Raw genomic sequence first — 23,840 nt, 5'->3', positions numbered from 1 at the left:
AGACCGGCTTCGTCCGTCGGGGGCTTGGTGAAGAGGCCGGATCGGGGCGCGGCGTCAGCCGCAGGCCGAGCCGTTGAGGGTGAACGAGCCGGGGGCGGTGTTGGTACCGCTGTAGGAGGCGTTGAAACCGATCCCGACGGACTGGCCGGGGTTCAGGGTGCCGTTGTAGGAGGCGTTGCGGCCGGTCACGACCTGGCCGGACTGCGTCCAGGTGGCGTTCCAGCCCTGGGTGACCCGCTGGTCGCCGGGGAAGGTGAACCTCAGCTCCCAGCCGTTGATCGCCGAGGTGCCGGTGTTGGTGACGGTCAGGGTGGCGGTGAAGCCGGTGTTCCAGCTGTTGGCGCCGTAGGCGACCCGGCAGGAGGAGGTGCCGGGGGTCGGGGTGGGCGTGGGCGTCGGGGTCGGTGTGGGGGTGGGTGTGGGGGAGGGGCCGGGGGTGTCCAGGCCGAAGAACTGGATCGCGGACTCGGCCATCCCGCTCTGCGGCAGGTTGTGCCCCACACCCGGCAGGCTGTAGGACTCGACCTTGACGGTGCCCGCGGAGTCCGCGTGGCGGCTGCGGTTCCAGCCCGCCCGGGGCGTGTCGGTGGAGGTCGGCGTCTGGCTCAGGCCGTGGACGTCGGTCCACTGCTTGACCGCCTCGCCCAGGTTCGGATAGCGCAGGGTGGAGTCCTCGGTGCCGTGCCACAGCTGTACGCGGGGCCGGGCGCCGGTGTATCCGGGATAGGCGGCCCGCACCAGGTTGCCCCACTCCTGCGGGGTCCTGATGATCGTGCCGTTGGCGCACTCGCTGTTCCACCCCGAGGAGCTGGCGAAGCAGCCGAAGGGCACGCCCATGAAGGCCGCCCCGGCCTTGAACACGTCCGGGTACAGACCCAGCAGGACCTCGGTCATCATCGCGCCGGAGGAGGCGCCGGTCACGTAGACCCGCGACGGGTCCGCGTTGTGGCGCTGCTGGACGTAGGTCACCATGGACATGAGCCCGACCGGGTCGCTCCCGCCGCCGCGCCTGAGCGCCTCGGGGGAGGAGACGTCGAAACAGCTCCCGCTGCGGGTGGCCGAGGGATAGATCACGATGAACCCGTGCTGATCGGCCAGCGAGGCGAACTGCGTACCGGAGTGGAAGGCGGGCCCCGAACCGGTGCAGTAGTGCACCGCCAGCAGGACGGCGGGCCGGGGCGCGACCCGGTCCGGGACGTAGAGATGCATCCGCAGGTTGCTGGGGTTCGTCCCGAAACCGGTGACCTCCACCAGGGACGCGGAGGACGCGGAGGGCGCTGTCGAGATCGTCAGCGCGAGACCGAGCAGGAGGGGAAGGACCGCGCACACCGTTCGCAGGGCCGTTCTCATCCGACCGTTCCCCGGCCCCCGCCGGACCCGGTGTGGAACATCGCTGCCGGACATCGTCGATCTCCTCTCGGCTACGGTCGGCCACCGGAGCCCCCTGACCGTCGTGGCTCCGGCGTCCGGCACCTCACACTTGTCGCCGAAAGTTAAAATTGTTTGCCGAAATTTTCAATCACCGGGGTGGGGGCATGGAGGCCCGTCCGGCGTGTGCCTTCCTTCCGGCGGGGTTTCGCGCAGGTGAGAAACATCTTCGGGGTCGGAAGCGACGGAGCCGAGCCGTGTTCCTCGGTGAAAGTTTCCATCTTCAGGCGGTCAGTTCCGGACAGCGACGCTTCGGACGTCCGCCTCGGAGAGCGCCCTGTCCCAGAGGGCCACATTGGTGACGGCACCCGGCCAGAAGTCCACCGGCTCGCCGTACGTGGAGCGGCCGACGTAGAAGGGACCGCTGGAGGGACGGATCGGCTCCTTCAGGGGCTTGGCGTCTTCGAGCCGCCCGTCGACGTACAGGCGGACCTCACCGGCGGCTCCCGCCTCCCTGTCGTGGACGGCCGCGAGGTGCACCCAGGTCAGGGGCTTGACCTTCGTCGAGGAGACGAGCCGCTCGACCTGCCCGCTCTCCCCGTACACCGAGAGGGACCAGTGCTCACCCCGGCCGGGACAGGTGGAGTCCGGCTCCGCCCGGGCCGTGCAGGACATGTACTGCACGGCGAACGAGTAGTACCCGTCCGTCGCCTCCTGGCTCGCCGCGGCGGCGTAGTAGAAGTCGCTGGGGGAGCGGTCGATGCGGACCCGCGCCGTGGCGGTGAAGCTCTCCGTCGAATCGACGACGGGCCTGTCGTCGGTCGCGGCGTACCCCTTGACCCCGTCGAGGTACAGCGCGCCTTTCGCCGCCGGCGGCGGGTGCGCCTCCCAGTTCGCGCCCCGGCTGAGAAGTAGCCCCTCGCCGCCCGTGGAGTCCGCCGCGCTGGATCCCGCCCGCTCGCCGAAGTCCCAGAATCCGGCCAGTCCCGCGGGCAGCCCGCTGACGGCGGTCGTCTCCGCGGGACGGGGCGTCTCCACGGGACGCCTCGCGGCGCCCGCCTCGCCGCCGTCCCGGAGGTTGATCACGGTGACGACGGAGACGGCGACGGCGACCGCCGTGGCGGCGGTCAGGGCCGCGATCACCGAGCCTCTCCTGAACCACGGGGCGCCCGTCCCGGTGGGTCCGGTCTCGCCGCCCTCGACGCCCGGGAGTACGCCCCCGGCAGGCCGCCACGGGACGGCGGCGGACTCGCCGCGGCCCGCGACCGGGGACGGGTACGGGCCGGCGAAGGTGTCGTGACCGACCAGCGCCTGGAGCACCTGGATGGAGGTGGGCCGGTCGGCGGGATCCTTGGCCAGGCAGCGCGCGAGCACGTCCCGCAGCGGGGAGGCGAGATCGGCCAGGTCGGGACTCTCGTTGAGGATCCTGTTGGCCACCGCGGCGAACGACATCCTGCCGAAGGGCGGGTTCCCCGTCGCGGCGAAGACCATCGTGGCCGCCCACGCGAAGACGTCGGTGTGCGGCCCGGCGGGCTGCCCGCCGAACTGCTCGGGAGCCATGTAGGGCGGGGTGCCGATGAGGGAGTTCGTCGTCTGCTCACCGGAGTCGAGGGCGCGGGCGATGCCGAAGTCGACGACGCGGGGCCCGTCCGGTCCGATCAGGACGTTGGAGGGCTTGAAGTCCCGGTGGACCACCCGGGCACCGTGGATCGCCGCCAGCGCGGTGATCGTGTAGGTGGCCAGCCGTTCCAGCGCGTTCCCCGCGAACACGCCGTTCTTCTCGACCGCCTCCTGCAGCGACGGCCCCGCCACGTACTCGCTGACGATGTACGGGCGCTCGCCCTCGACGTCGGCGTCGAGGATCGCCGCGGTGTGGGCCTGCGGGACGCGGCGGGCGGCGGCGAGCTCCCGGACGAACCGCGCGCGGACCTCTCTCGTCGGGAGCCCGCCGCTGAGGACCTTGACGGCGACCGGGCGCCCGTCCGGGGCGCGTCCGAGGTAGACGACCCCCTGCCCGCCCACTCCCAGGCGTCCCTCGATGCCGTAGCGGTCGATCCGGCGGGGGTCGTCGCCCCCGAGGGGGAGGACGTCGATTCTGTCGAACATGGCGCCTTACCGTGTCGCGGGGCGTCGGCCCTGTCTGGCCGCGAGTCGCGGGTCGCGGACGTCCCTGCTCCGCATCCGCCGGTCTCCGGCTCCGGCCCGCCGTCCACCGGGCGGAGGCACGGCGGGGAGCCCTCGGCCGACGGCGCGGGGCGACCACGGAAGCAGATCATCGAGCGGACCCACCATAGCGTCACCCCACCCCCGGCCATCGGGAGAATCCAGACATCGAGGGCGGGCCGCCGGAGGGTCAGCGGTCGCTCCACCTGATCTCGTACGGCCGCAGGGTGAACTCCTCGCCGTCCACGGTCGTGGTGACCTGGGCCTTGGTGGTGTTGACCATCACCATCCGCTTCGGCTGCGCGAGCACCCGGACCCCGGGGTCGGAGGAGGTGACCCTCTCCAGCTCGGCCCCGGCCGGGAACCAGGTGGCGAAGTCGCTCACCAGCTTGCCGGTGGGGAGCGTGGCGCCGGTCCTCGGGTCCCACATGCACCCCTGGCAGGTGCCCTCCTTGGTCTGCGGGTTCCAGTACAGCGCCGTGGCGGCGCCGCTCTCGGCGAACTCGATCATCGAGGCGGCCTGGACGGCGAGCCGCATCGGCTCGGGCCAGACGGTGTCGTCCTCGGGGACGAAGTACCACTCCGCCCACCAGACCGGCATGTCGCCGGTCCTCTCCCGCAGCCAGGTGGTGACCGCGCCGAACTTGCTCAGCGCCCCGAACGCGTCGGGCAGCATCTCGTGGGCGTCGGTCAGCGAGGCGCCGTCGACCACGACGAAGTCGGCGCCCCTCTTGTTCTCGAACCAGTACTCGAAGGCGTCCAGGGCGTTCTGGTTGACGACCCCCCACTTGCCCCGCAGCTCGGACTTGCCCGTCCTGTTGCTGTCGAAGCCGAGGTAGGGGCCGCCGACCAGGGCGTCGGGGCGGGCGGCCTTCACCGCGTCGTAGACCTTGTTGTAGAGCGTGGTGTAGCCCTTGAAGTCCGCGGGCTTGGAGTGGTCCTTCCAGAAGCCCTTGAACTCGTTCCAGACCATGAAGTACTTGACGTCGCGGTACTTGGTGGCGACGGCCGCCGACAGCTTGGCGAAGTCGTCGAAGTGCTTGGGGTAGGGGGCGTCCTCCAGGTGCTCGTCCCAGCCCACGTCCGAGGTCGGGCCCTCGGGGCCGCCCTTCATCCAGTCGGGGGCGCAGCAGAGCGTGATGACCTGCGTGCCGCCGGACTTCCTCATCAGGTTCGTCCGGCTGTCGAGGTCCTCCCAGTAGAACTCGTTCGGGCGGGGCTGCGGGTTGAGCGCGCCGAACCCCATGATGTGCTGGTTCTGCAGCATCGGGGTCCGGGCCAGCGCACCGGCCACGACCTGCTCGAACTCCCGGGTGACGTTGTTGGCGCTCACCCCGGTGTGGGTCAGCCCCCAGCGGGGCCACGCGGGGTCGACCGGCGGCACCTTCCCGATCGCGGCCGCGGTCGCGGGCGCCGTCGGCGAGGCGGTGGCCGGCTGCCGTACGACGGGAGCCGCCTGTTCGGCGGTGTCGTCGGAGGAACACCCCGCCGCCAGCAGCGCCATCGCGACGACCCCCGCCATCGAGGCGATGATCCGGCCGGGACGCCGCCACACGGATCCCCCACTACCTGATGACACCTGACACCCACCCGATCCTCAACATCCGCTTTGCGCAGAGCGTGTCACAGGCCGTGTAAGAGCGTCGTACAGGAACGCGACCCACCGGCACAAAGGTACCGGCCGACCTGCGGAAACACCTTCCGGGGCCTTGGAGTCGCAAGGGGGTGCGTGCCGTCTTGGCCGTACCCCGCCACGCACGGGCGTGTCCGAGGGGACCGCGAGCACGTTCGTGTGACCTTGACCACGCTTGCCGGCTGTGTGGATTTGTACGCATAACAACGGGGGCTGACTTCCTAGGGTCTGCGGTGTCCGGAAAAAAGGTCCGCAGTGTCAGGGAAAAGCGGCACGGCGAAAATGAGGCGGAGGTCCACATGAATGCTTTCGAACAGGTCAACGGCGGGCGTGTCTCCTGGCGGCGCGTGATGGGCCGGGCGGCGGTGGGCGCGGCGACCGTGGCGCTGGCCGCCGGGGCGCTGGCGGTGCCGGCCGGGGCGGCGGTCACGACCCCCGCCCCGCACGGCCACGGCCACTCCCACACCGGCGCGACGAGCGCGGCCCCCGCCTCGCACGGCGACGCCCACAGCAGCGCGGCCAGGAAGTACTACTTCGCCGCCGGTCTCCTGGGCAGGAACGAGGTCCCCGAGCCGGGCAAGAAGGTCAACGACCGGGACGGCATCGCGGTCGCGAAGTTCCGCATCCAGGGCAACCGCTTCTACTACTTCGTCCAGTGGAAGCGGACCGGCAAGCCCAGCGCCTTCCACATCCACAAGGGCAAGGCGGGCAAGAACGGCCCCGTCGTCATCGACCTGCTGTCCAACGGCAGGATCCGCGGCAACACGAGCTTCGGCTCCGTCGTCGTCAAGGACTCCAGCCTGCTCAAGGGCATCAAGAGCAACCCGAGGAACTGGTACGCCAACCTGCACACCAAGCAGTTCCCCGACGGCGCGGTCCGCGGCCAGCTCGTCAAGGGCGGCCGCTGGTAGCCCACCGGCGTCCAGGGGCCGGCGGGGCCCCGTCGCCGCGTGCCTCGCAGGGCCGTGTCGGCGCGGTCCCCGCCCCGGGTCCACCGGCGGACGTCGTCCCCTCGCATGGTGATCGAGCCACCGGGGTGGACGACGTCTCCGTGCCGGAGGGCGACGCGGCGTCCCGGTCACCCCGTGTACCGCTCCGGCGCGGCGGTTGATCGGAGGCCGCGGGGCGGGGGCGACGACCTCAGCGGCCCAGCTGGAAGGCCGACATCGGGATGTGCAGCCAGGCCGGCCGGTTGCGGGACTCGTACACCACCTCGTACGCCGCCTTGTCGAGTTCCAGGGCCCGCAGCAGGACGGCGTCCTCGGCCCGGAGGTGGCCGCCTCCGGCGGAGTAGCCCGCGAGGAAGGACGAGCGGTTGAGCTCGGCCCACTCCACCGCGCGGGGGCGCAGCTCGTCGGCGTTGGAGTGGTCGGCCAGCAGGTGGCGGGCGGCGTAGTCGAAGGAGCGGAGCATCCCGGCCACGTCCCGCAGCGGGGAGGACAGGGCGCGGCGCTCGGCGATGGGCTGGCCGGGCTCGCCCTCGAAGTCGAGGATGATCCAGTCGTTGTTGGTGCGCATCACCTGGCCGAGGTGGTAGTCGCCGTGGACGCGCTGGACGGACATCTCCCCGGCCACGTCCGAGACCCGCTGGTAGGCCTCCTCGGCGACGTGGGCGTACTCGCCGAGGGCGGGCACCTCCTCCACCGCGACGCGCAGGCGGCGGTGGAACTCCTCGACCATCCGCTTGACCTCCTGCGACTCGATCACGTCGGTCGGGAAGGCGGCGGCCATCTCCCGGTGGACGGTGGCGGTGGTCACGCCGAGGCGGTAGGCCTCGGAGCTGAAGTCGCCGCCCGCGTCGGAGGCGGAGGGTTCGAGGGAGCCGTACAGGTCGCGGACGCTGGCCAGGGCGAGGGCCCAGCCGTCGTTGGCGTTCGACAGGAACTCCTGGGTCATCGCCAGCGTGGTGACCTCGCCGTCGAGGTCGGTCTCGATCCAGCCGTACGGCTGGGCGATGTGCGTGCCGTCACGGCGGGCCAGCGCGGTGACGATCTCCAGCTCGGGGTTCACCCCGGCGGTCAGGCGGCGGAACAGCTTGCAGATGTAGGTGTCGCCGTACACCAGCGAGGTGTTGGACTGCTCGGCGCCGAGGACCAGGCTGCGCATGGAGGTGTCGATCTCCACCCCGTCGAGGTGGCGGAAACGCAGCGCGCCCAGGTCGCGGCCGGAGGCCATGCCCTCCAGCAGGACGCCGGTGAGGTCGGCGTCGTAGGCGGCGTCGTAGTAGCCGCCGCCGATGTGGGCCGGTTTGAAACGGGCCCACTCCGGCGCCTCGCTGCCGAGCAGCAGCTGGTAGCGGTCGCGTGCCCCGGCCTGGTGCACGGAGATGATCAGGTGGCGCAGGCGCGGGGAGAGCTCCACGTCCGAGTCGACGACGAGATCGTCGATCGGGCGCCCCTTACCGGCGAACCATCGTTGCTGAGTGATCCAACCGGTAAGGAGCTCCGTCAACACGGCTTTACGCCTCCTGGGACGCTGGTGGCAGGGTGAACCAGTAGAACCCATGCCCAGGAAGAGTCAAAAGATACGGAAGCTCACCAATCGCTGGAAAAGGAACTCCGCCCATCGTCTCCACGGGGACCGATCCCTCGAAGCGGCGGAGATCGAGCTCCACCGGCTGCGGGAACCGGGACAGGTTGTTGACGCACAGCATCCGGTCGTCGCCGAGCTCGCGCACGAAGGCGAGGACGCTCGGGTTGGACGAGTTCAGCTCGGTGAACTCACCCAGGCCGAAGACCGGGTGGCGCTTGCGGATGTCGATCATCCGCTTGGTCCAGTGCAGCAGCGAGCCCGCGCTGCGCTGCTGCGCCTCGACGTTGAGCGCCTGGTAGCCGTAGATCGGGTCCATGATGACCGGGAGGTACAGGCGGCCCGGGTCGCAATCGGAGAATCCGGCGTTGCGGTCGGGGCTCCACTGCATGGGGGTACGGACACCGTCGCGGTCGCCCAGCCAGATGTTGTCCCCCATCCCGATCTCATCGCCGTAGTACAGCACGGGAGATCCCGGAAGGGAGAGCAGCAACGCCGTGAACAGCTCAATCTGGTTGCGATCGTTCTCCAGCAGCGGGGCGAGCCGCCGCCGGATGCCGACGTTGGCGCGCATCCGGGGGTCCTTGGCGTACTCCGAGTACATGTAGTCGCGCTCGTCGTCCGTCACCATCTCGAGCGTGAGCTCGTCGTGGTTGCGCAGGAAGATGCCCCACTGGCAGTTCTCCGGGATCTTCGGCGTCTGGGCCATGATCTCGGAGATGGGATAGCGCGACTCCCGCCTGACCGCCATGAAGATGCGCGGCATCAGCGGGAAGTGGAACGCCATGTGGCACTCGTCGCCCCCGGTGGCCGAGTCGCCGAAGTACTCGACCACGTCGGCGGGCCACTGGTTGGCCTCGGCCAGCAGCACCCGGTCGGGGTAGAGCCTGTCGATCTCCGCCCTGACCCGCTTCAGGTACTCGTGGGTCCTGGGCAGGTTCTCGCAGTTGGTGCCGTCCTGCTCGAAGAGGTAGGGGATGGCGTCCATGCGGAAGCCGTCGATGCCCAGGTCCAGCCAGAAGCGCAGCACCTCCAGCATCGCGTCCTGCACGTCCGGGTTCTCGTAGTTGAGGTCCGGCTGATGGGAGAAGAAGCGGTGCCAGTAGTACTGGCCCCGGACCGGGTCGTGGGACCAGTTGGACGTCTCGGTGTCGATGAAGATGATCCGGGCGTCCTTGTAGAGCTCGTCGTTGTCGTTCCAGACGTAGAAGTCGCCGAACGGCCCCTCGGGGTCGTGCCGGGAGGCCTGGAACCACGGGTGCTGGTCGCTGGTGTGGTTCATCACCAGGTCGGCGATGACGCGCATGCCGCGCTTGTGCGCCTCGTCGACCAGTTTCACGAAGTCCCCGAGGTCGCCGAAATCAGGAAGGATCTTCATGAAGTCGGCGATGTCGTACCCGCCGTCGCGCAGCGGCGACTCGTACAGCGGGAGCAGCCAGAGGCAGTCGACACCGAGCCACTGGAGATAGTCCAGTTTCTGGATGAGACCGCGGATGTCTCCGGTGCCGTCACCGTTGGAATCGGCGAAACCCCGGATGAGAACCTCGTAGAAGACAGCGCGCTTGAACCAGTACGGGTCGCGCGGTTTCTCCTCGTCGAAGGTGTTCGGAATTGGCTCAGGTAGCTGACTCACCAGTGACTCCCCGCTGTTCTGCCGGTATGGCGTACCCGGCCGGCTCACCGCTGGTTCGCCGCCGCGGCACGCAGAGTGAAGACGTGCGCTGGGTGGATGTGGGGATCGAGGCGCACGTAGTTGTCCTGCCGCCAGCGATACGACTCGCCCGACAGTTCGTCGTCCACGACGAACTCGGCTTGCCAGTCGAGCCCGAGGGCGGGCATGTCCAGCGACACCGTCGCCTCGTGGGTGTTGTGCGGATCCAGGTTCACGACGACGAGGACAACGTCGCCCAGGCCGTGCCGTCGTGTGGCCGTGTCGTAGGCGCCGGGCAACCGCTTGGAGAAGCAGATCACATCCGGGTTGTTGACGCTGTGAAACCGTAGATTACGCAGTTCCTGGAGCGCCGGGTGTGCTCTTCGGAACAAGTTGAGTTGTGTGATGAACGGGGCGAGGCTACGACCTTCTCGTTCGGCCTCTACCCAATTGCGGGGCTTATATTGATATTTCTCGCTATCAAGGTATTCTTCACTGCCCGGTCTAACCGGTACATTCTCCGCGAGTTCATATCCGGCGTACACGCCCCAGGTCGGCATCGCCGTGGCCGCGAGTACTGCTCTGATATAAAACGCCGGGACTCCCCCATGTTGAAGGTATTCATGGAGGATGTCCGGAGTATTGACGAACACGTTGGGCCGCATGTAGTGCGACGTCTCGTGGGAGAGCTCGCTCAGATAGTCCTCGACGTCCGGGCGCGAGTTCTTCCACGTGTAGTACGTGTACGACTGGTGGAAGCCGACCTTGGCCAGCGTCCGCATCATGGCGGGGCGGGTGAACGCCTCCGCCAGGAACAATACGTCAGGATCGGTGGTGTGCACGTCGGCCAGCAGCTTCTCCCAGAAGGCCACCGGCTTGGTGTGCGGGTTGTCCACCCGGAAGATCCGCACCCCGTGGTCCATCCAGAGCCGCACGACCCGCCTGATCTCCTCGTAGATCCCCTTGGGGTCCGTGTCGAAGTTCAGCGGGTAGATGTCCTGATACTTCTTCGGCGGGTTCTCCGCGTACGCGATCGAGCCGTCGGCGCGGATGTTGAACCACTCCGGGTGCTCCTTGACCCACGGATGGTCGGGCGCGCACTGCAGGGCGAGGTCGATGGCGATCTCCATGCCCAGCTCGCGGGTCTTGGCCACGAAGGCGTCGAAGTCCTCGAACGTGCCCAAGTCGGGGTGGATGGCGTCGTGGCCGCCCTCCTCCGAGCCGATCGCCCATGGTGAGCCGGGGTCGTACGGCTCGGGGGTGAGGGTGTTGTTGCGCCCCTTGCGGAAGCTGTGCCCGATCGGGTGGATCGGCGGCAGGTAGACGACGTCGAAGCCCATCTTCGCCACGGCCGGCAGCCGCTTGGCGGCGGTGGCGAAGGTTCCCGACTTGGGGGCGACACCCTGCTCGATGATCGCGCCCTCCGAGCGCGGGAAGAACTCGTACCACGACCCGAACAGCGCCCTGCGGCGGTGCACCAGGACCGTGCGCGGGGCCGACCTCGTCACCAGGTCGCGCAGCGGGTGGGCGCGCAGCATCGCGGCCGTCTCCGGCATCTGGGCCACGGTGAACCGGGCGCGCGGGTCGATCTCGGGGTCGCGCAGCCTCGCCGCGACCGCCTGGAGCGCGGCCCGGTGCCCGCAGACGTGCTGCTGTTGCGCCACCTTGGTGCCCTTGGCCGCCTTCGACGCCGGGGTCCTGCCGTTCACCGGCTTGCCGGTCGCGGCCGTCGCGCCGGCGGGGCCGGTCGCCGGCGCGCAGTCGGCGGCCCGCACCGCCCTCGCCGCGCGGTCGAAGAGCCGGGCGCCCTCCTCGCACATCAGGTCGGCGTCCAGGTCACGCGGGATCTTGATACCCGCGTCGTGCAACCAGGTGGCCACGGGATCGCTCCACGCCTCCACCCGGAAACGCCACTCACCCTCGGTGGGCAGCGTCACCTCCACGCCCCAGCGGTCGGTGCCCGGGGCGAGCTCGCCCATGGGCAGCAGGGGGCCGCGCACGCCGCCGGGGCCGGTCAACACGACCCCCGCCGCGACCGCGTCGTGTCCCTCCCGGAACACGGTCGCGGAGATCTCGAAGGTCTCACCCGCGGCGGCCTTGGCGGGGCGGCGCCCGCAGTCGACCGTGGGGTGGATGTCCTGGATTGGGATTCGTCCGATCATCGCGTCTCAAGGTAGCGGCGGCACGCCCGGTACCGCCGGGGAAGTCAGCAAGGAAGGATCTTCGTTTTTCAAGCGTTCACCGGATGGCCGGTCCCGGGGCAGGCGGAAGCCCGCCCTGATGGGACGGCCGGTTCCCGAGGGCAGTACGTTCTGGCTCGTATGTCCGGTGCCCTAATAGTCCAGCTTCATGCGTCCCGCTGGATAGAGTGCGGCACCTCTTACTCTTCCGCGAGCTGTCCTAACAGTTGATCACCTGCCTTTGATGTGTTTGGGGTGGATTGATAGCGGTGAGAGGGAGACGCGTGAGTGTTTGGGTCGCCCTCGTGGCGCTGAGTAACTAGGGTCTGGCACCGTGAGAGCAATCCGCAGGTTCACCGTCCGCACCGTCCTGCCGCCGGAGCTGGCCTCCCTCGGCGAGCTCGTCCTCAACTTGCGCTGGTCATGGCACCCGGAGACATTGGACCTGTTCGGCGAGGTCGATCCGGCCATCTGGGGGCGTGTCGGGTACGACCCGGTCGCCCTGCTGGGCGCCGTGGAGGCCGACCGGCTCCGTGAGCTGGCCGCCGACCGCCGCTTCCTGAGGCGGCTGGCCGACGCCGCCGACGATCTTCGTGAGTACATGACCGCCCCGCGGTGGTACCAGACCATGGCCGACGCGCCGGGGGCCATCGCCTACTTCTCCCCCGAGTACGGCATCGCCGCCGCCCTGCCGCAGTACTCGGGCGGGCTCGGCATCCTCGCGGGCGACCACCTCAAGGCCGCGAGCGACCTCGGCGTGCCCATCCTCGCCGTCGGCCTGCTCTACCGCCACGGCTACTTCACCCAGTCCCTCTCGCCCGAGGGCTGGCAGCTGGAGCACTACCCCTCCCTCGATCCCGGCGGCCTGCCGCTCACCCTCCTGCGGGAGGAGGACGGCACCCCGGTACGCATCAAGATCAGCCTGCCCGAGCACCGCACGCTGCACGCCCAGGTCTGGGTGCTCCAGGTCGGCAGGGTGCCGCTGCTGCTGCTCGACTCCGACGTGGCCGAGAACGACACCGCCGCCCGCGACGTCACCGACCGCCTGTACGGCGGCGGCGGCGACCACCGGCTGCTCCAGGAGCTGCTGCTCGGCGTCGGCGGCGTCCGCGCCATCCGCGCCTACTGCCGGGTCACCGGGCACGCCGAGCCCGAGGTGTTCCACACCAACGAGGGCCACGCCGGCTTCCTCGGCCTGGAGCGCATCCGCGAGCTCACCGAGGCCCGGCTCTCCTTCGACGAGGCCCTGGAGGCGGTGCGGGCCGGGACGGTCTTCACCACGCACACCCCCGTGCCCGCCGGGATCGACCGCTTCCCGGCCGAGATGATCGGCCGCCAGTTCGGCGGCGAGAACGCCTGGCCCACGGTCCCCGTCGACCGCATCCTCGCGCTCGGCGCCGAGGAGGAGCCCGGCAAGTTCAACATGGCCGCGATGGGCATGCGGCTCGCCCAGCGGGTCAACGGCGTCTCCGAGCTGCACGGCGCCGTGAGCCGGGAGATGTTCCAGAGCCTGTGGCCGGGGTTCGACACCGAGGAGATCCCGATCGGGTTCATCACCAACGGCGTGCACGCCCCCACCTGGGTCGGCCGGGAGATCATGGAGCTGGCCGGCAAGGAGCTGCCCACCCTGGTCGACCGCGCCCAGGGCTGGGAGAGCATCTCCAAGATCTCCGACGGTGACGTCTGGGGCATCCGGGGGCGGCTGCGCGAGAAGCTGGTCGTCGCGGCCCGCGCGCGGCTGCGCCAGTCGTGGATCAACCGGGGCGCCTCGCCGGCCGAGCTCGGCTGGATCGACGACGCCCTCGACCCCGAGGTGCTCACCATCGGCTTCGCCCGCCGGGTGCCCTCGTACAAGCGGCTCACCCTGATGCTGTCCGACCCCGACCGGCTCCGCGCGCTGCTGCTCGACCCCGTCAGGCCGGTGCAGATCGTGATCGCGGGCAAGGCCCACCCGGCCGACGAGGGCGGCAAGAAGCTCATCCAGCAGATCGTGAAGTTCGCCGACTCCGAGGACGTGCGGCACCGCATCGTCTTCCTGCCCGACTACGACATGGCCCTGGGCCAGCTGCTCGTCCAGGGCTGCGACGTGTGGATGAACAACCCGCTGCGCCCGCTGGAGGCGTGCGGCACCTCCGGGATGAAGGCCGCGCTCAACGGCGGCCTCAACCTGTCCATCCGCGACGGCTGGTGGGACGAGTGGTACGACGGCACCAACGGCTGGGCCATCCCCACCGCCGACGGCGTCGCCGACCCCGACCGCCGCGACGAGCTGGAGGCCGCCGCGCTGTACGACCTGATCGAGCACGAGGTGGCCGACCGGTTCTACGACCGGGCCGACGGGCTGCCCCGGCGCTGGCTGGAGATGGTCAGGCACACCCTGGCCTCGCTCGGCCCCAAGGTGCTCGCCGGGCGGATGCTCCGCGACTACGTGGTCGACCTCTACGCCCCGGCGGCCAGGTCCGCCCGCGCCCTCTCCGGCGAGGGGTACGAGCAGGCCAGGAGCTTCGCGGCGTGGAAGCTCAAGGTCGGCAGGGCCTGGCCGGGCGTGCGGGTCGAGCACGTGGAGGCCTCCGGCCTGGGTGACAGCACCCCCGAGCTCGGGACGTCCCTGGAGCTGAGGGCCACCATCGCCCTCGGCGAGCTGGTGCCCGGCGACATCCGCGTCCAGGCGGCCTACGGCCGCGTCGGCGACCACGACGACCTGGCCTCCCCCTCCTACGCCGACCTGACCGTCGAGTCCGAGGGAGACGACGGCAGGGCCGTCTTCGCCGGGACCATCCCGCTCGACCGCACCGGGCCCTTCGGCTACACCGTCCGGGTCGTCCCCGACCACCCGCTGGTGGCCTCGACCTCGGAGCTCGGCCTGGTCGCGGTGCCCGAGGAGCCCGTCGGCATGACCAACGGCACCCTGCGCTGACCGCGTGACCGCCCGGCGCGCGCGCCGGGCGGCGAGACCCCCGTGCCCCTCCCGTTCTCCGGTGAGGGGCACGGGGGTCCTCTCTTTCCCGGGGATGAACGGTCTTTCCCGGGGGACGAACGGCCGCGCGGATGGGCCCGGAAGTGCCCGCGTGCCGGCACGTCGCGGGGTCCGGTGGGTAGGGTTGAGCACTCGATCCCTGGCGCCCGAGAGAGCATCCCGGCGCCGTGACCCCGGAGCGCGCCCGCTCGTACGGCGGCCCGGTGGCGCGTGGCCCGCGGAGGTCGGTGCCGCGGGCCACGCGGAGGGACTCCGTGACTCGACGCCGCGGGCCACGCGGAGAGACCCCGTGGCGGGGAGCGAGAGGCCGGTCCCGCGGGCCACGCGGAAGGACCCCGTGGCGGGGGCGAGGGGTCAGGCGTTGGCCTCCAGGGCGGCGCGGACCGCCGACTCCAGGGCCCCCTCGATCCAGGAGTGCTTCAGCGAGGTGTGCTCGCCCGCGAAGTGCAGCCGTCCCACGGGGGCGGCGATGGCGGGGTGGATCTCGGTCATCTGGCCGGGGGTGAAGACCGCGGCCTCGCCGAAGGCGTAGCGGTTGCGCATCCAGCTCTGGGTCCGGGCGTGGCCGGTGTAGAAGTCGGCGACGCGCTCCCCGTGCACCTCCTGCAGCCCCCGCAGCGCGTAGCCGTAGCGCTCGTCGTCGTCCATGGAGTCCCAGCGGGTGGCGTCGTCGGCCCAGGCGTAGCTGGCCAGCACCACGCCGCCCTCGCTGCCGGGCACCGGGTGGGAGGGGAAGTAGACGAACCGGTTGGCGTTGTCGGTGACCGACCCGCCGCCCGTCACGTGGGCCGCGGGCCCCGGGCGGTAGCGGGCGCCGAGCTCCCGCTTCCAGTCGTTCTCGTCGAACTCCCACCAGCGCCTGCGGAACTCCAGCAGCACCTTGGTCGCGGAGTCGTAGTGCAGCTCGATCACCGCGCGCCGCTTCGGGTACGGCAGGGCCGGGGCGATCTCCACGTGGCGCAGCGCGGAGAACGGGATCGTGATGATCGCGAGGTCCCCCTCGAAGGTCTCGCCCCTGCCCTGGCCCCTGAAGTCGGACTCGGTGCTGCCCGTCTCGGTGACCGTCTCGACGCGCACGCCCCGGGCGGTGTGCCGGATCCGCACGGCCCGCCGGTCCATCCGGATGTCGCCGCGCAGCCCCGGCGCCAGCTTGTACGGCAGCTCCCGGCTGCCGCCCTCCATCTCCCAGTAGGTCGCCGAGGGGCTGACCAGGCTCCGGGTCAGGAAGGTGTGCATGAACGACAGGGGCAACCGGGAGGTGAGGTTCTCCAGGGTGCCGATGGCGTCGATCGCCGCGTCGCTCAGCCGGGCGTGCTCCCGCAGGAAGCGGTTCATGGAGTAGTCGTCGAAGTCGTACAGCACGCGGGCCCAGCCCTCGATCAGCTGCGGCAGCGGCTTGTCGACCCGCTGCGAGCCGCGGACGACGGAGAAGTAGTCCCTGACCGGGTCGAGCGCGTCGTCCAGGATCTTCCCGGCGGTCCTGCCGTCCCGCAGCCCGAACGAGGCGTTGATCTCGCGCGGGTTCCTGGCGTACTCGTCGCGTCGCTGGGTGATGCCGTTGACCCGGATCAGGGTGTGGTTGGCCCGCTCGGGCGCGGTGAACTCCCCCCGGGAGGGGCCGGAGCGCCAGGCCGGCCCGCTGCGCGGGGTGTAGACGACGGGCGGGACGGGGCCGGTCGCCGCGTCGCCCGGCCGCACGTCGACGTTGTAGAACAGGCGGCGGGAGATGCCGAGCTTGTCGATCAGCGCCAGGGTGAGCGGGTGGAAGTCGGGGATGCGCATCGCCCCGGCCTCGGCGTACTGGGACCGGTCGGCGAAACCGGTCTGGAAGGTCTTGATCCGGCCGCCGATCCGGTTGCCGTTGGCCTCGATGACGGTGACCCGGTGCCCGGCGCGCTTCAGCAGCGTCGCGGCCGCCAGCCCGGCGATCCCGGCGCCGACGACGAGGATCCGCTTGGGGGAGCGGGTCCTGGGCAGGCCGTCGTCGATCAGCACCTTGAGGTATTCGAGCTTGAGGTCCGAGCCGTCCTCGCCGACGAGCAGCAGGTCCCGCGCGACCCGGGTGCAGACGTCCCAGCGCCTCGCGTCGCGCGGCTCCCGCCCGGTGCGGGCGGGAGCCGGATCGGTGAGCGAGGCCGCCGCCGCGACCGCCGGGTCCACGGCCGAGCCCATCACTCCCACGGCGCCCAGCCCGGCCAACCTGGCGAATCCCCGCCGGTTCATACCTGGCACGACATCCTCCCTTTCTTCGTGACTGTAAGTAGTTGCATGACTACTATCGGTTCACGTCCGGGCGTGCCAGGATCTTTCCGGTTGTGACTCCAACCGTTCGTGCGCGGCTCGTCTTTCGCGGCTTTTGTCAGGCCCCTTCGCTCGCCAGGGGGCGGTCCCGCCGGTGGGCTACCCTGCGGGTTGACCTGGAGAAAACCTCCGTTATAGGGCAAAAAGCGACTATGTACGTCTTTTATGTAGTTCTTTCTTGTTTGTGGCGGGAATGGCTATATAGCCGACATCTCGTACATCCTGGGGAGAACAGTGGACGCATGGACGTTCGAGGGCCAGCCGGGCGCGCTGGGCGACACCACGGTCACGCTGGTCGAGGGCGGCTCCTTCTGCGTGTGCGCCCGTAACGGCGACATCCTCCCCGGCGGGGCGCAGGGGGTCTACCACGCCGACACCCGGATCCTGTCGCGCTGGGAGCTGAGGGTGGACGAGACGCCGGTGGAGGACCTCGGGGTCCTGCCCGCCGAGCCGTACCACGCGACGTTCCTCAGCAAGGCGGCCCCCCGCCCCGGACGGGCCGAGAGCAGCCTGCTGATCATCAGGGACCGCTACGTCGGGGGCGGCCTGCGCGAGGACCTGACCCTGCGCAACCTGGGCGGCGAACCGGCCGGGTGCGTGGTCGACATCCACGTCGCCTCCGACGTGGCCGACCTGTTCGAGGTGAAGGCGGGCCGGATCAGGCACGTGGCCGACGTGGAGATGACGGCCGACAGGACGGGGCTCCTGATCGTCTCGGCCTGCCGCTCGCGCGGCACCAGGGTGGTGGCCGATCCCGCGCCGTTCGCCGTGCCCGGCATGCTCATCTTCCGCGTCGTCGTGCCCGCGCGGGGCGAGTGGACCGCCAGCCTGCAGGTCAACCCGATCCTGGAGGGCGAGGAGTCGCCCGCGTGGTTCTCCACCCACCACCCCCTGGAGCACGCCGCGCCCGCCAGGCGCCGGGCCGACTGGGAGCGCCTCAGCCCGAACATCGTCACCTCCGACCGCGTCCTGGCCCAGGTGCTGGAGCGTTCCAAGGAGGATCTCGGGGCGTTGCGGCTCTTCGAGTCCGGCAAGCCGGACGAGCCGCCGACGATCGCCGCGGGCGCGCCGTGGTTCATGACCCTGTTCGGCCGTGACTCGCTGCTGACCTCCTGGATGGCGCTCCAGATGGACCAGTGCCTGGCGCTGGGCACCCTCAGGCGCCTGGCCAGGCTGCAGGGCACCGTCGACGACCCGCTCACCGAGGAGGAGCCGGGCAAGATCCTGCACGAGCTCCGTTTCGGCACGCGGACCGGCGCCTCGCCGCACGCGGGCCGCGCCTACTACGGCTCGGTGGACTCGACCCCGCTGTTCGTGATGGTGATGGGCGAGCTGCGCCGGTGGGGCATGTACGGGGAGGCCGTCGATGGGCTCATGCCGCACGTCGACGCCGCCCTCGACTGGATCCGCAGGTCGGCCGACCCGTTCCTGTCCTACCGGAGGAAGACCGACCACGGGCTGATCAACCAGGGCTGGAAGGACTCCTTCGACGGCGTCAACTTCGCCGACGGCACCATCGCCAGCCCTCCCATCGCCCTGGCCGAGGTCCAGGGCTACGTCTACGCCGCCTACGTCACCCGCGCCCACTTCGCCCACGAGGCGGGCGACAGCGTCCTGGAGGAGCAGTGGACGGCCCGCGCGGAACGCCTCAGGGACGCCTTCAACGAGCGCTTCTGGCTGCCGGACCGGGGCTACTACGCCATCGGCCTCGACGGCGCCGGCCGGGCCGTCGACAGCCTCGCCTCCAACATGGGCCACTGCCTGTGGACCGGCATCGTCGACGAGGACCGGGCCCCCCGCGTGGCCGAGCGGCTGCTCTCGCCGGAGATGTTCACCGGGTACGGGGTGCGGACCCTCGCCACCACCATGGGCGCCTACAACCCGATGAGCTACCACAACGGCTCGGTCTGGCCGCACGACAACGCCCTGATCGCGGCCGGGCTGATGCGCTACGGCTTCACGGACGAGGCCCAGCGGCTCGCCTTCGGCCTGCTGGACGCGGCCGAGGTCTTCGGCTGGCGGCTGCCCGAGCTGTTCTGCGGGTTCGACCGGAGCGAGTTCACCTGGCCGGTGCCCTACCCCACCTCCTGCTCCCCGCAGGCGTGGGCCGCGGCGAGCCCCGTCCAGCTGGTCAGGAGCCTGCTGCGCTTCGAGCCGTGCATCCCGTACGGGCGGGTGTGGCTGGACCCCGTCAACCTGGAGGGCCTGCGGATCCAGGGGCTGCCGCTCGCGGGCTCCAGGGTCACGATCGAGGTCGGCCCGGACGGCGCCGTCGTGACCGGGCTGCCCGAGGGGGTCACCCTGATCAACGAGCCGCGCAGCCCGCTGACCGCCGCCCTGCGGCGGGCCCACTGATCGTCTCTCCCGCGTTTTCCCAGGTTCCGTGTCTTTTCGGTGTCTTTTCAGTGAGGTGGCCATGGTTTCTTCCAGAAATGTCCCGGGATGGTCGGAGGGCATGCGTGTCCTGATGGTCGCGCCGCCCTGGTACGACGTGCCGCCCCGGGGTTACGGGGGCATCGAGTCGATGGTGGCCGGGCTCGTCACCGGGCTGACCCGGCGCGGGCACGACGTCACGCTGATCGGGGCCGGGCGGGCGGGGACCTCCGCGCGCTTCCTGAGCACCTACGGGCGGGCGCCCTCGGAGCGGATCGGCGAGCCGCTGCCCGAGGTCCTGCACGCCGCCAAGGCGTACGCGATGACCTCGAAGCTCGTGGTGGACGTGATCCACGACCACACCCTGGCCGGGCCGCTGACCGCGCCCGCGCAGGCGGTCCCGACGGTGATCACCTGCCACGGGGAGGTGGGGGGCGAGTACGGCGAGTACTACCGGGTGCTGGGCGGGGCCGTCTCGATGGTCGCCATCTCCGAGGCCCAGCGGCGCGTCGCCCCCGACCTCAACTGGGCGGGGGTGGTCCACAACGCGGTCGACGTCACGGCCTTCCCCTTCAGGGAGCGCAAGGAGGACTGGGCGCTGTGGCTGGGCCGCTTCAACGAGGACAAGGGCGCCCACCTGGCCATCGACGCCGCCCGCGCCGCGGGACGGCGCATCCTGCTCGCCGGAAAGCTCACCGAGAAGATCGAGTACGACTACTTCGACGAGTACGTCAGGCCCCGGCTCGGCCCCGACGCCGAGTACGTCGGCGAGGCCGGCACCGCGCGCAAGCACGAGCTGCTGGGGGCGGCCCGGTGCCTGATCTTCCCGATCGTCTGGGAGGAGCCGTTCGGCATGGTCATGATCGAGGCCATGGCCTGCGGCACGCCCGTGGTCGCCCTCTGCAGGGGCGCCGTGCCCGAGGTGGTCGTGGACGGGGTCACCGGGTTCATCCGGAGCGACCCCTCGGAGCTGCCCGCCGCGATCGAGGCGGCGGGCGCGCTCGACCCGCGTGCCTGCCGCTCCAGGGTGGAGCGCTTCTTCGGTGTGGAGGTGATGGCCCGCGCGTACGAGGCGATCTACCGCAGGACGATCGCCGGGCTGCCGAGGCGGGTGGGGGAGCCCGCGGGCCGGAGCGCGGGGGAGAGCAGGGACCTGGCCACGCCCGTCAACTGAGACGCGCCCTATGGTGGTTCGCGGCGCCGGGATCGACAGGGATCGCGGCACGGTGGACCGCGGCGCGGCCCGCGGCTCCCGGCGGAAGGCGGAAGGACGTCCATGGGCGAGTTCGTACGGGTGGAGGCGGCCGACGGGGTCGCGACGATCAGGCTCGACCGGCCGAAGATGAACGCGCTCAACCGGCAGGTCCAGCTGGAGATCGCCGAGTGCGCCCGGCAGGTGGACGCCGACGACGACGTGAACGCCGTGGTCCTCTACGGCGGCAAGGTCTTCGCGGCCGGGGCCGACATCAAGGAGATGGCCGCCATGTCGTACGCCGACATGGCGGTCCACTCGCAGACCCTGCAGGACTGCTTCACCGCCGTCGCGAGGATCGGCAAGCCCGTCGTCGCGGCCGTGACCGGCTACGCGCTCGGCGGCGGCTGCGAGCTGGCGCTGTGCGCCGACGTCAGGATCGCCGGGGAGTCGGCCAAGCTGGGCCAGCCCGAGATCCTGCTGGGCATCATCCCCGGGGCGGGCGGCACCCAGCGGCTGCCCCGGCTGGTCGGCCCGGCCAGGGCCAAGGACCTCATCTTCACCGGGCGCCACGTGTCCGCCGCCGAGGCGCTGGGCATCGGCCTGGTGGACCGGGTCGTGCCCGACGACGACGTGTACACCGAGGCCCTCGCGTACGCCGCCCGGTTCGCGGGAGGGCCCGCCCTGGCGCTGCGCGCCGCCAAGAAGGCCGTGGACCGCGGCCTGGAGACCGATCTCGACACCGGCCTGGAGATCGAGCGCCTGCAGTTCTCCGGGCTGTTCGCCACCGACGACGCGGGGATCGGCATGCGGGCCTTCTCCGAGAAGTCGAAGGCCGAGTTCACCGGTCGCTGATCCGTTCGCCGGTCGAGGTGGAGCTTGTGGGGGATTGGTCCTGGATGATCGAGGAATGCCGGTATCGTGCCGGGTTATGGTGCGGTTGGTGAAGCGTGCGCTGGTGCCCGCCCCGCTGCGGCGGGCGGTTCTCGGCTGGTTCGACTCCCGGTACATCTCCAGGGCCGACCACAGGCAGGACGTCAAGGACGCGCTCTGGGAGGTCCAGACGCTGGCCAGGGAGGTCACCGCGCTGCGCGCGGAGGTCGTCGAGCTCCGCTCGCGGGTGGCCGGGGTCAAACTCGACCCGGCGCGGGCCAAGCGCTGGGACGACACCCACCGGCTCGCCCAGGAGACCGCGGTCGCGCTGGACGGGGTGCTCCAGAACGAGGTGCTGCTCTGGCAGGCCGTGGACCGCGCCACCGCGGGCGCGACGGGCCCAGGAGACACGGGAAGCACGGGCGGCGCGGGCGGCGCGGGCGGCGCGGAGGGCGCAGGGAGCACCGGGCGCGCGACGGGCACGGTGAGCACGGCGGGCAGGGGAGACAGGGGAGAGACGGCGTGAGAGTGGCCTGGACGGCCGACGGCGGCACCTGGCGCCTGGAGTTCCGGCTGGACCCCGAGGACGGCGTCACCGGCCACTGCGCCGACGGCGCGGCCCTGAAGCTGGCCACGAACACCTTCAGGGTCGAGCTGCCCCGGGCGCCGCGTGACATCCACCCGGACCTGCTCGCCCTCACCGCGTGGACCGTGGTCGCGCCGTGGACCCGGCGCCGCGTCACCTTCGACCGGCCGATCTCGCCGGAGCTCGCCGGGGCGATCGGCGACGGCTGGGGGATCGAGGCCGGTCCCACCGGTACGCGACCGCGCTCCGGGGGCAGGCTGGCGATCTCCTACAGCGGCGGGGCCGACTCGGTCGCGGTGGCCGCGATGCTGCCCGACGCGCCGTTCGTGCACTTCCAGCGGGTCTCCCACCCGCGCGTGCCCAACCGGTGGACCCACTACCGCTCCGACGTGCTGGCCTCGCTGGCGAAGGAGACCGGCCGCGAGCTGACCGTCGTCCGCTCCGACCTGGAGTTCACCCTCGCCGAGCCCCGGCCCGGCTACCCCGAGCACCACGCGGTCGCCGCGGGCGCGCTGCTCATGGCCGACGAGCTCGATCTGGGCGGCCTGGCCTTCGGCTACGAGCTGGGGTCGCGCTGGCTGGGGGGTGCCCGCTACATCCACCGCTACACGCCCGACAACCTGATGTGGGCCCCGCACGGCGCCTGGGGACGGGCGTTCGCCGCCGCCGGGCTGCACATCGTGCTCCCGGTGGGCGGGGTGAGCGAGGCCGTCACGATGCGGCTCGCCCTGAACTCCGATCTGCGCGAGCAGCTCCGCTGGTGCCTGCGCGGGGTGGGCGGCCCCTGCGGGACCTGCGGCAAGTGCCTGTACAAGGAGCTCATCCAGGCCGCCGTCGAGCGCCGCCCGCTGCGCACCACGATCACCGCGGGCCGCCCGGTCGCCCGCAAGTGGCAGGAGCCGCCCCCGTACGGCGGGCAGGAGATGATCGAGTACGGCTGCGCCCGGGTGCCCGGCATCGAGGACACGGTCTTCGCCGCGGCGGCGCGGTACCTCGGCGCGACCGAGTCCTCCACCGCCTGGCTGGACCGCTGCTACCCGCCCGCGGTCGCGGAGATCCCCGAACCGTGGCGCAAGCAGGTTCACGACTTCGTGGACGGGGAGATCGGTTTCATGAGCGAGGAAGAGGCGCGTCGCGTCGAGACCTGGGGGATGACGTGAAGGTCTATCTCTCGGTCGACATGGAAGGGGTCACCGGCCTGACCGACCCCGAGGAGATGCACGCCGGGGGCCGGGGCTACGAGCGCGGCTGCGAGCTGATGACCGGCGACGCCAACGCGGCCGTCGAGGGGGTGTTCGACGCCGGGGCCACCGCCGTGCGCGTCAACGACGCCCACGGCTCGACCAAGAACCTCAGGATCGACCTGCTCGACGAGCGGGCGACCCTGCTGCGGGGCCCCGGCAAGCCGCTGCGGATGGGGCAGGGGCTGGACGCGAGCCACCGGGCGGCCTGCTTCGTCGGCTACCACGCGCGGGCCGGCGTCCAGCACGGGGTGCTCAACCACACCTGGATGGGCAAGGAGATCCACAACGTCTACCTCAACGGCGAGGTCTGCGGGGAGACCCGTCTCGTCGCCTCCTTCGCCGGGACGCTCGGCGTCCCCGTGATCCTGGTGACCGGGGACGAGGCCGTCTGCGAGGAGGCCAGGGAGCTGCTCGGCGACGTGGAGACCGTCGCGGTCAAGAAGGGCGTCGACAGGTTCGCCGCCGAGCTCCTGCCGCCCGCCGTCGCCCACGCCCGCATCCGCGAGGCCGCCGCCCGCGCGCTCGACCGGGTGGCCGACTTCCGCCTCTGCGCCCCCGAGCCGCCGTTCACCCTCGGCGTCGAGTGGAACTCCACCGCCATCGCCGCCGGATGCGCGATCATCCCCGGCGTGACGGCGGCGGGCCCTCGGCACACGGAGTTCACCACCGACGACTTCTCGCAGATCATGGCCCTGCTGGGGATCTTCGCCACGATCGGCGGCCACATCGCCTGCGGCAGCGGCGCGTACGGCTGACCTCCCGATCCCCCT

The 23,840-nt window shown here is 71.0% G+C and carries 15 protein-coding genes; 8 read left to right on the top strand and 7 right to left on the bottom strand.

The features are described from left to right. Positions 1–54 precede the first annotated feature (54 nt). From ACFYWM_RS16530 to ACFYWM_RS16520, 3 genes are all read right to left on the bottom strand, one after another. Complete coding sequence (locus tag ACFYWM_RS16530; RefSeq protein ID WP_389915043.1) at positions 55–1,350, bottom strand: PHB depolymerase family esterase; 1,296 nt, start codon at positions 1,348–1,350, stop codon at positions 55–57. A gap of 309 nt (positions 1,351–1,659) precedes the next feature. Further along, positions 1,660–3,474, bottom strand: coding sequence for a protein kinase (locus ACFYWM_RS16525; protein ID WP_389915041.1), 1,815 nt, complete (start codon positions 3,472–3,474; stop codon positions 1,660–1,662). Positions 3,475–3,721: 247 nt separating this feature from the next. Then, positions 3,722–5,053, bottom strand: a complete 1,332-nt coding sequence (locus tag ACFYWM_RS16520) for a xylan 1,4-beta-xylosidase (protein ID WP_389915038.1) — start codon at positions 5,051–5,053, stop codon at positions 3,722–3,724. Positions 5,054–5,463: 410 nt separating this feature from the next. Between ACFYWM_RS16520 and ACFYWM_RS16515 the strand changes: the two genes are divergently transcribed. Beyond that, a complete protein-coding gene (locus ACFYWM_RS16515) occupies positions 5,464–6,075 on the top strand; it encodes a CHRD domain-containing protein (RefSeq protein ID WP_389915035.1) in 612 nt (203 codons plus the stop codon). Between the two features lie 229 nt (positions 6,076–6,304). Here the strand turns inward: ACFYWM_RS16515 and ACFYWM_RS16510 are convergent, their stop codons facing one another. Genes ACFYWM_RS16510 through ACFYWM_RS16500 form a run of 3 tightly spaced genes read right to left on the bottom strand, consistent with a single transcriptional unit; the run spans position 6,305 to position 11,506 of the window. Beyond that, entirely contained in the window at positions 6,305–7,618 is a 1,314-nt protein-coding gene (locus tag ACFYWM_RS16510) for a phosphotransferase (RefSeq protein ID WP_389915033.1), read from the bottom strand. 4 nt (positions 7,619–7,622) lie between these two features. Further along, a complete protein-coding gene (treS, locus tag ACFYWM_RS16505; protein WP_389915030.1) occupies positions 7,623–9,326 on the bottom strand; it encodes a maltose alpha-D-glucosyltransferase in 1,704 nt (567 codons plus the stop codon). 44 nt (positions 9,327–9,370) lie between these two features. Then, complete coding sequence (locus ACFYWM_RS16500; protein ID WP_389915027.1) at positions 9,371–11,506, bottom strand: alpha-1,4-glucan--maltose-1-phosphate maltosyltransferase; 2,136 nt, start codon at positions 11,504–11,506, stop codon at positions 9,371–9,373. A 352-nt stretch (positions 11,507–11,858) separates the two neighbouring features. Between ACFYWM_RS16500 and glgP the strand changes: the two genes are divergently transcribed. Further along, positions 11,859–14,441, top strand: a complete 2,583-nt coding sequence (gene glgP / locus ACFYWM_RS16495) for an alpha-glucan family phosphorylase (RefSeq protein ID WP_389915025.1) — start codon at positions 11,859–11,861, stop codon at positions 14,439–14,441. A 414-nt stretch (positions 14,442–14,855) separates the two neighbouring features. Here the strand turns inward: glgP and ACFYWM_RS16490 are convergent, their stop codons facing one another. Continuing rightward, positions 14,856–16,724, bottom strand: a complete 1,869-nt coding sequence (locus ACFYWM_RS16490) for a flavin monoamine oxidase family protein (RefSeq protein WP_389915214.1) — start codon at positions 16,722–16,724, stop codon at positions 14,856–14,858. Between the two features lie 312 nt (positions 16,725–17,036). On the opposite strand from ACFYWM_RS16490, the gene ACFYWM_RS16485 reads away from it, so the two are divergent. From ACFYWM_RS16485 to ACFYWM_RS16460, 6 genes are all read left to right on the top strand, one after another. Next, entirely contained in the window at positions 17,037–19,157 is a 2,121-nt protein-coding gene (locus ACFYWM_RS16485; protein ID WP_389915022.1) for a glycogen debranching N-terminal domain-containing protein, read from the top strand. A gap of 100 nt (positions 19,158–19,257) precedes the next feature. Next, complete coding sequence (locus tag ACFYWM_RS16480) at positions 19,258–20,349, top strand: glycosyltransferase family 4 protein (RefSeq protein ID WP_389915020.1); 1,092 nt, start codon at positions 19,258–19,260, stop codon at positions 20,347–20,349. Between the two features lie 102 nt (positions 20,350–20,451). Then, on the top strand, positions 20,452–21,222 hold the full coding sequence (locus ACFYWM_RS16475) for an enoyl-CoA hydratase/isomerase family protein (protein WP_389915017.1): 771 nt from the start codon (positions 20,452–20,454) through the stop codon (positions 21,220–21,222). 88 nt (positions 21,223–21,310) lie between these two features. Continuing rightward, positions 21,311–21,766, top strand: a complete 456-nt coding sequence (locus tag ACFYWM_RS16470) for a hypothetical protein (protein ID WP_389915014.1) — start codon at positions 21,311–21,313, stop codon at positions 21,764–21,766. Then, on the top strand, positions 21,763–22,986 hold the full coding sequence (locus ACFYWM_RS16465; protein WP_389915011.1) for a DUF6395 domain-containing protein: 1,224 nt from the start codon (positions 21,763–21,765) through the stop codon (positions 22,984–22,986). The genes ACFYWM_RS16470 and ACFYWM_RS16465 overlap by 4 nt, the downstream gene beginning before the upstream one ends. Further along, complete coding sequence (locus tag ACFYWM_RS16460; protein ID WP_389915009.1) at positions 22,983–23,825, top strand: M55 family metallopeptidase; 843 nt, start codon at positions 22,983–22,985, stop codon at positions 23,823–23,825. Before ACFYWM_RS16465 ends, ACFYWM_RS16460 begins: the two co-directional genes overlap by 4 nt. Positions 23,826–23,840: the final 15 nt, after the last annotated feature.

The organism is Streptosporangium sp. NPDC002721 (genome assembly GCF_042888905.1).
Lineage (GTDB): Bacteria > Actinomycetota > Actinomycetes > Streptosporangiales > Streptosporangiaceae > Streptosporangium.
This window is presented reverse-complemented; position numbering and strand designations above follow the sequence as displayed.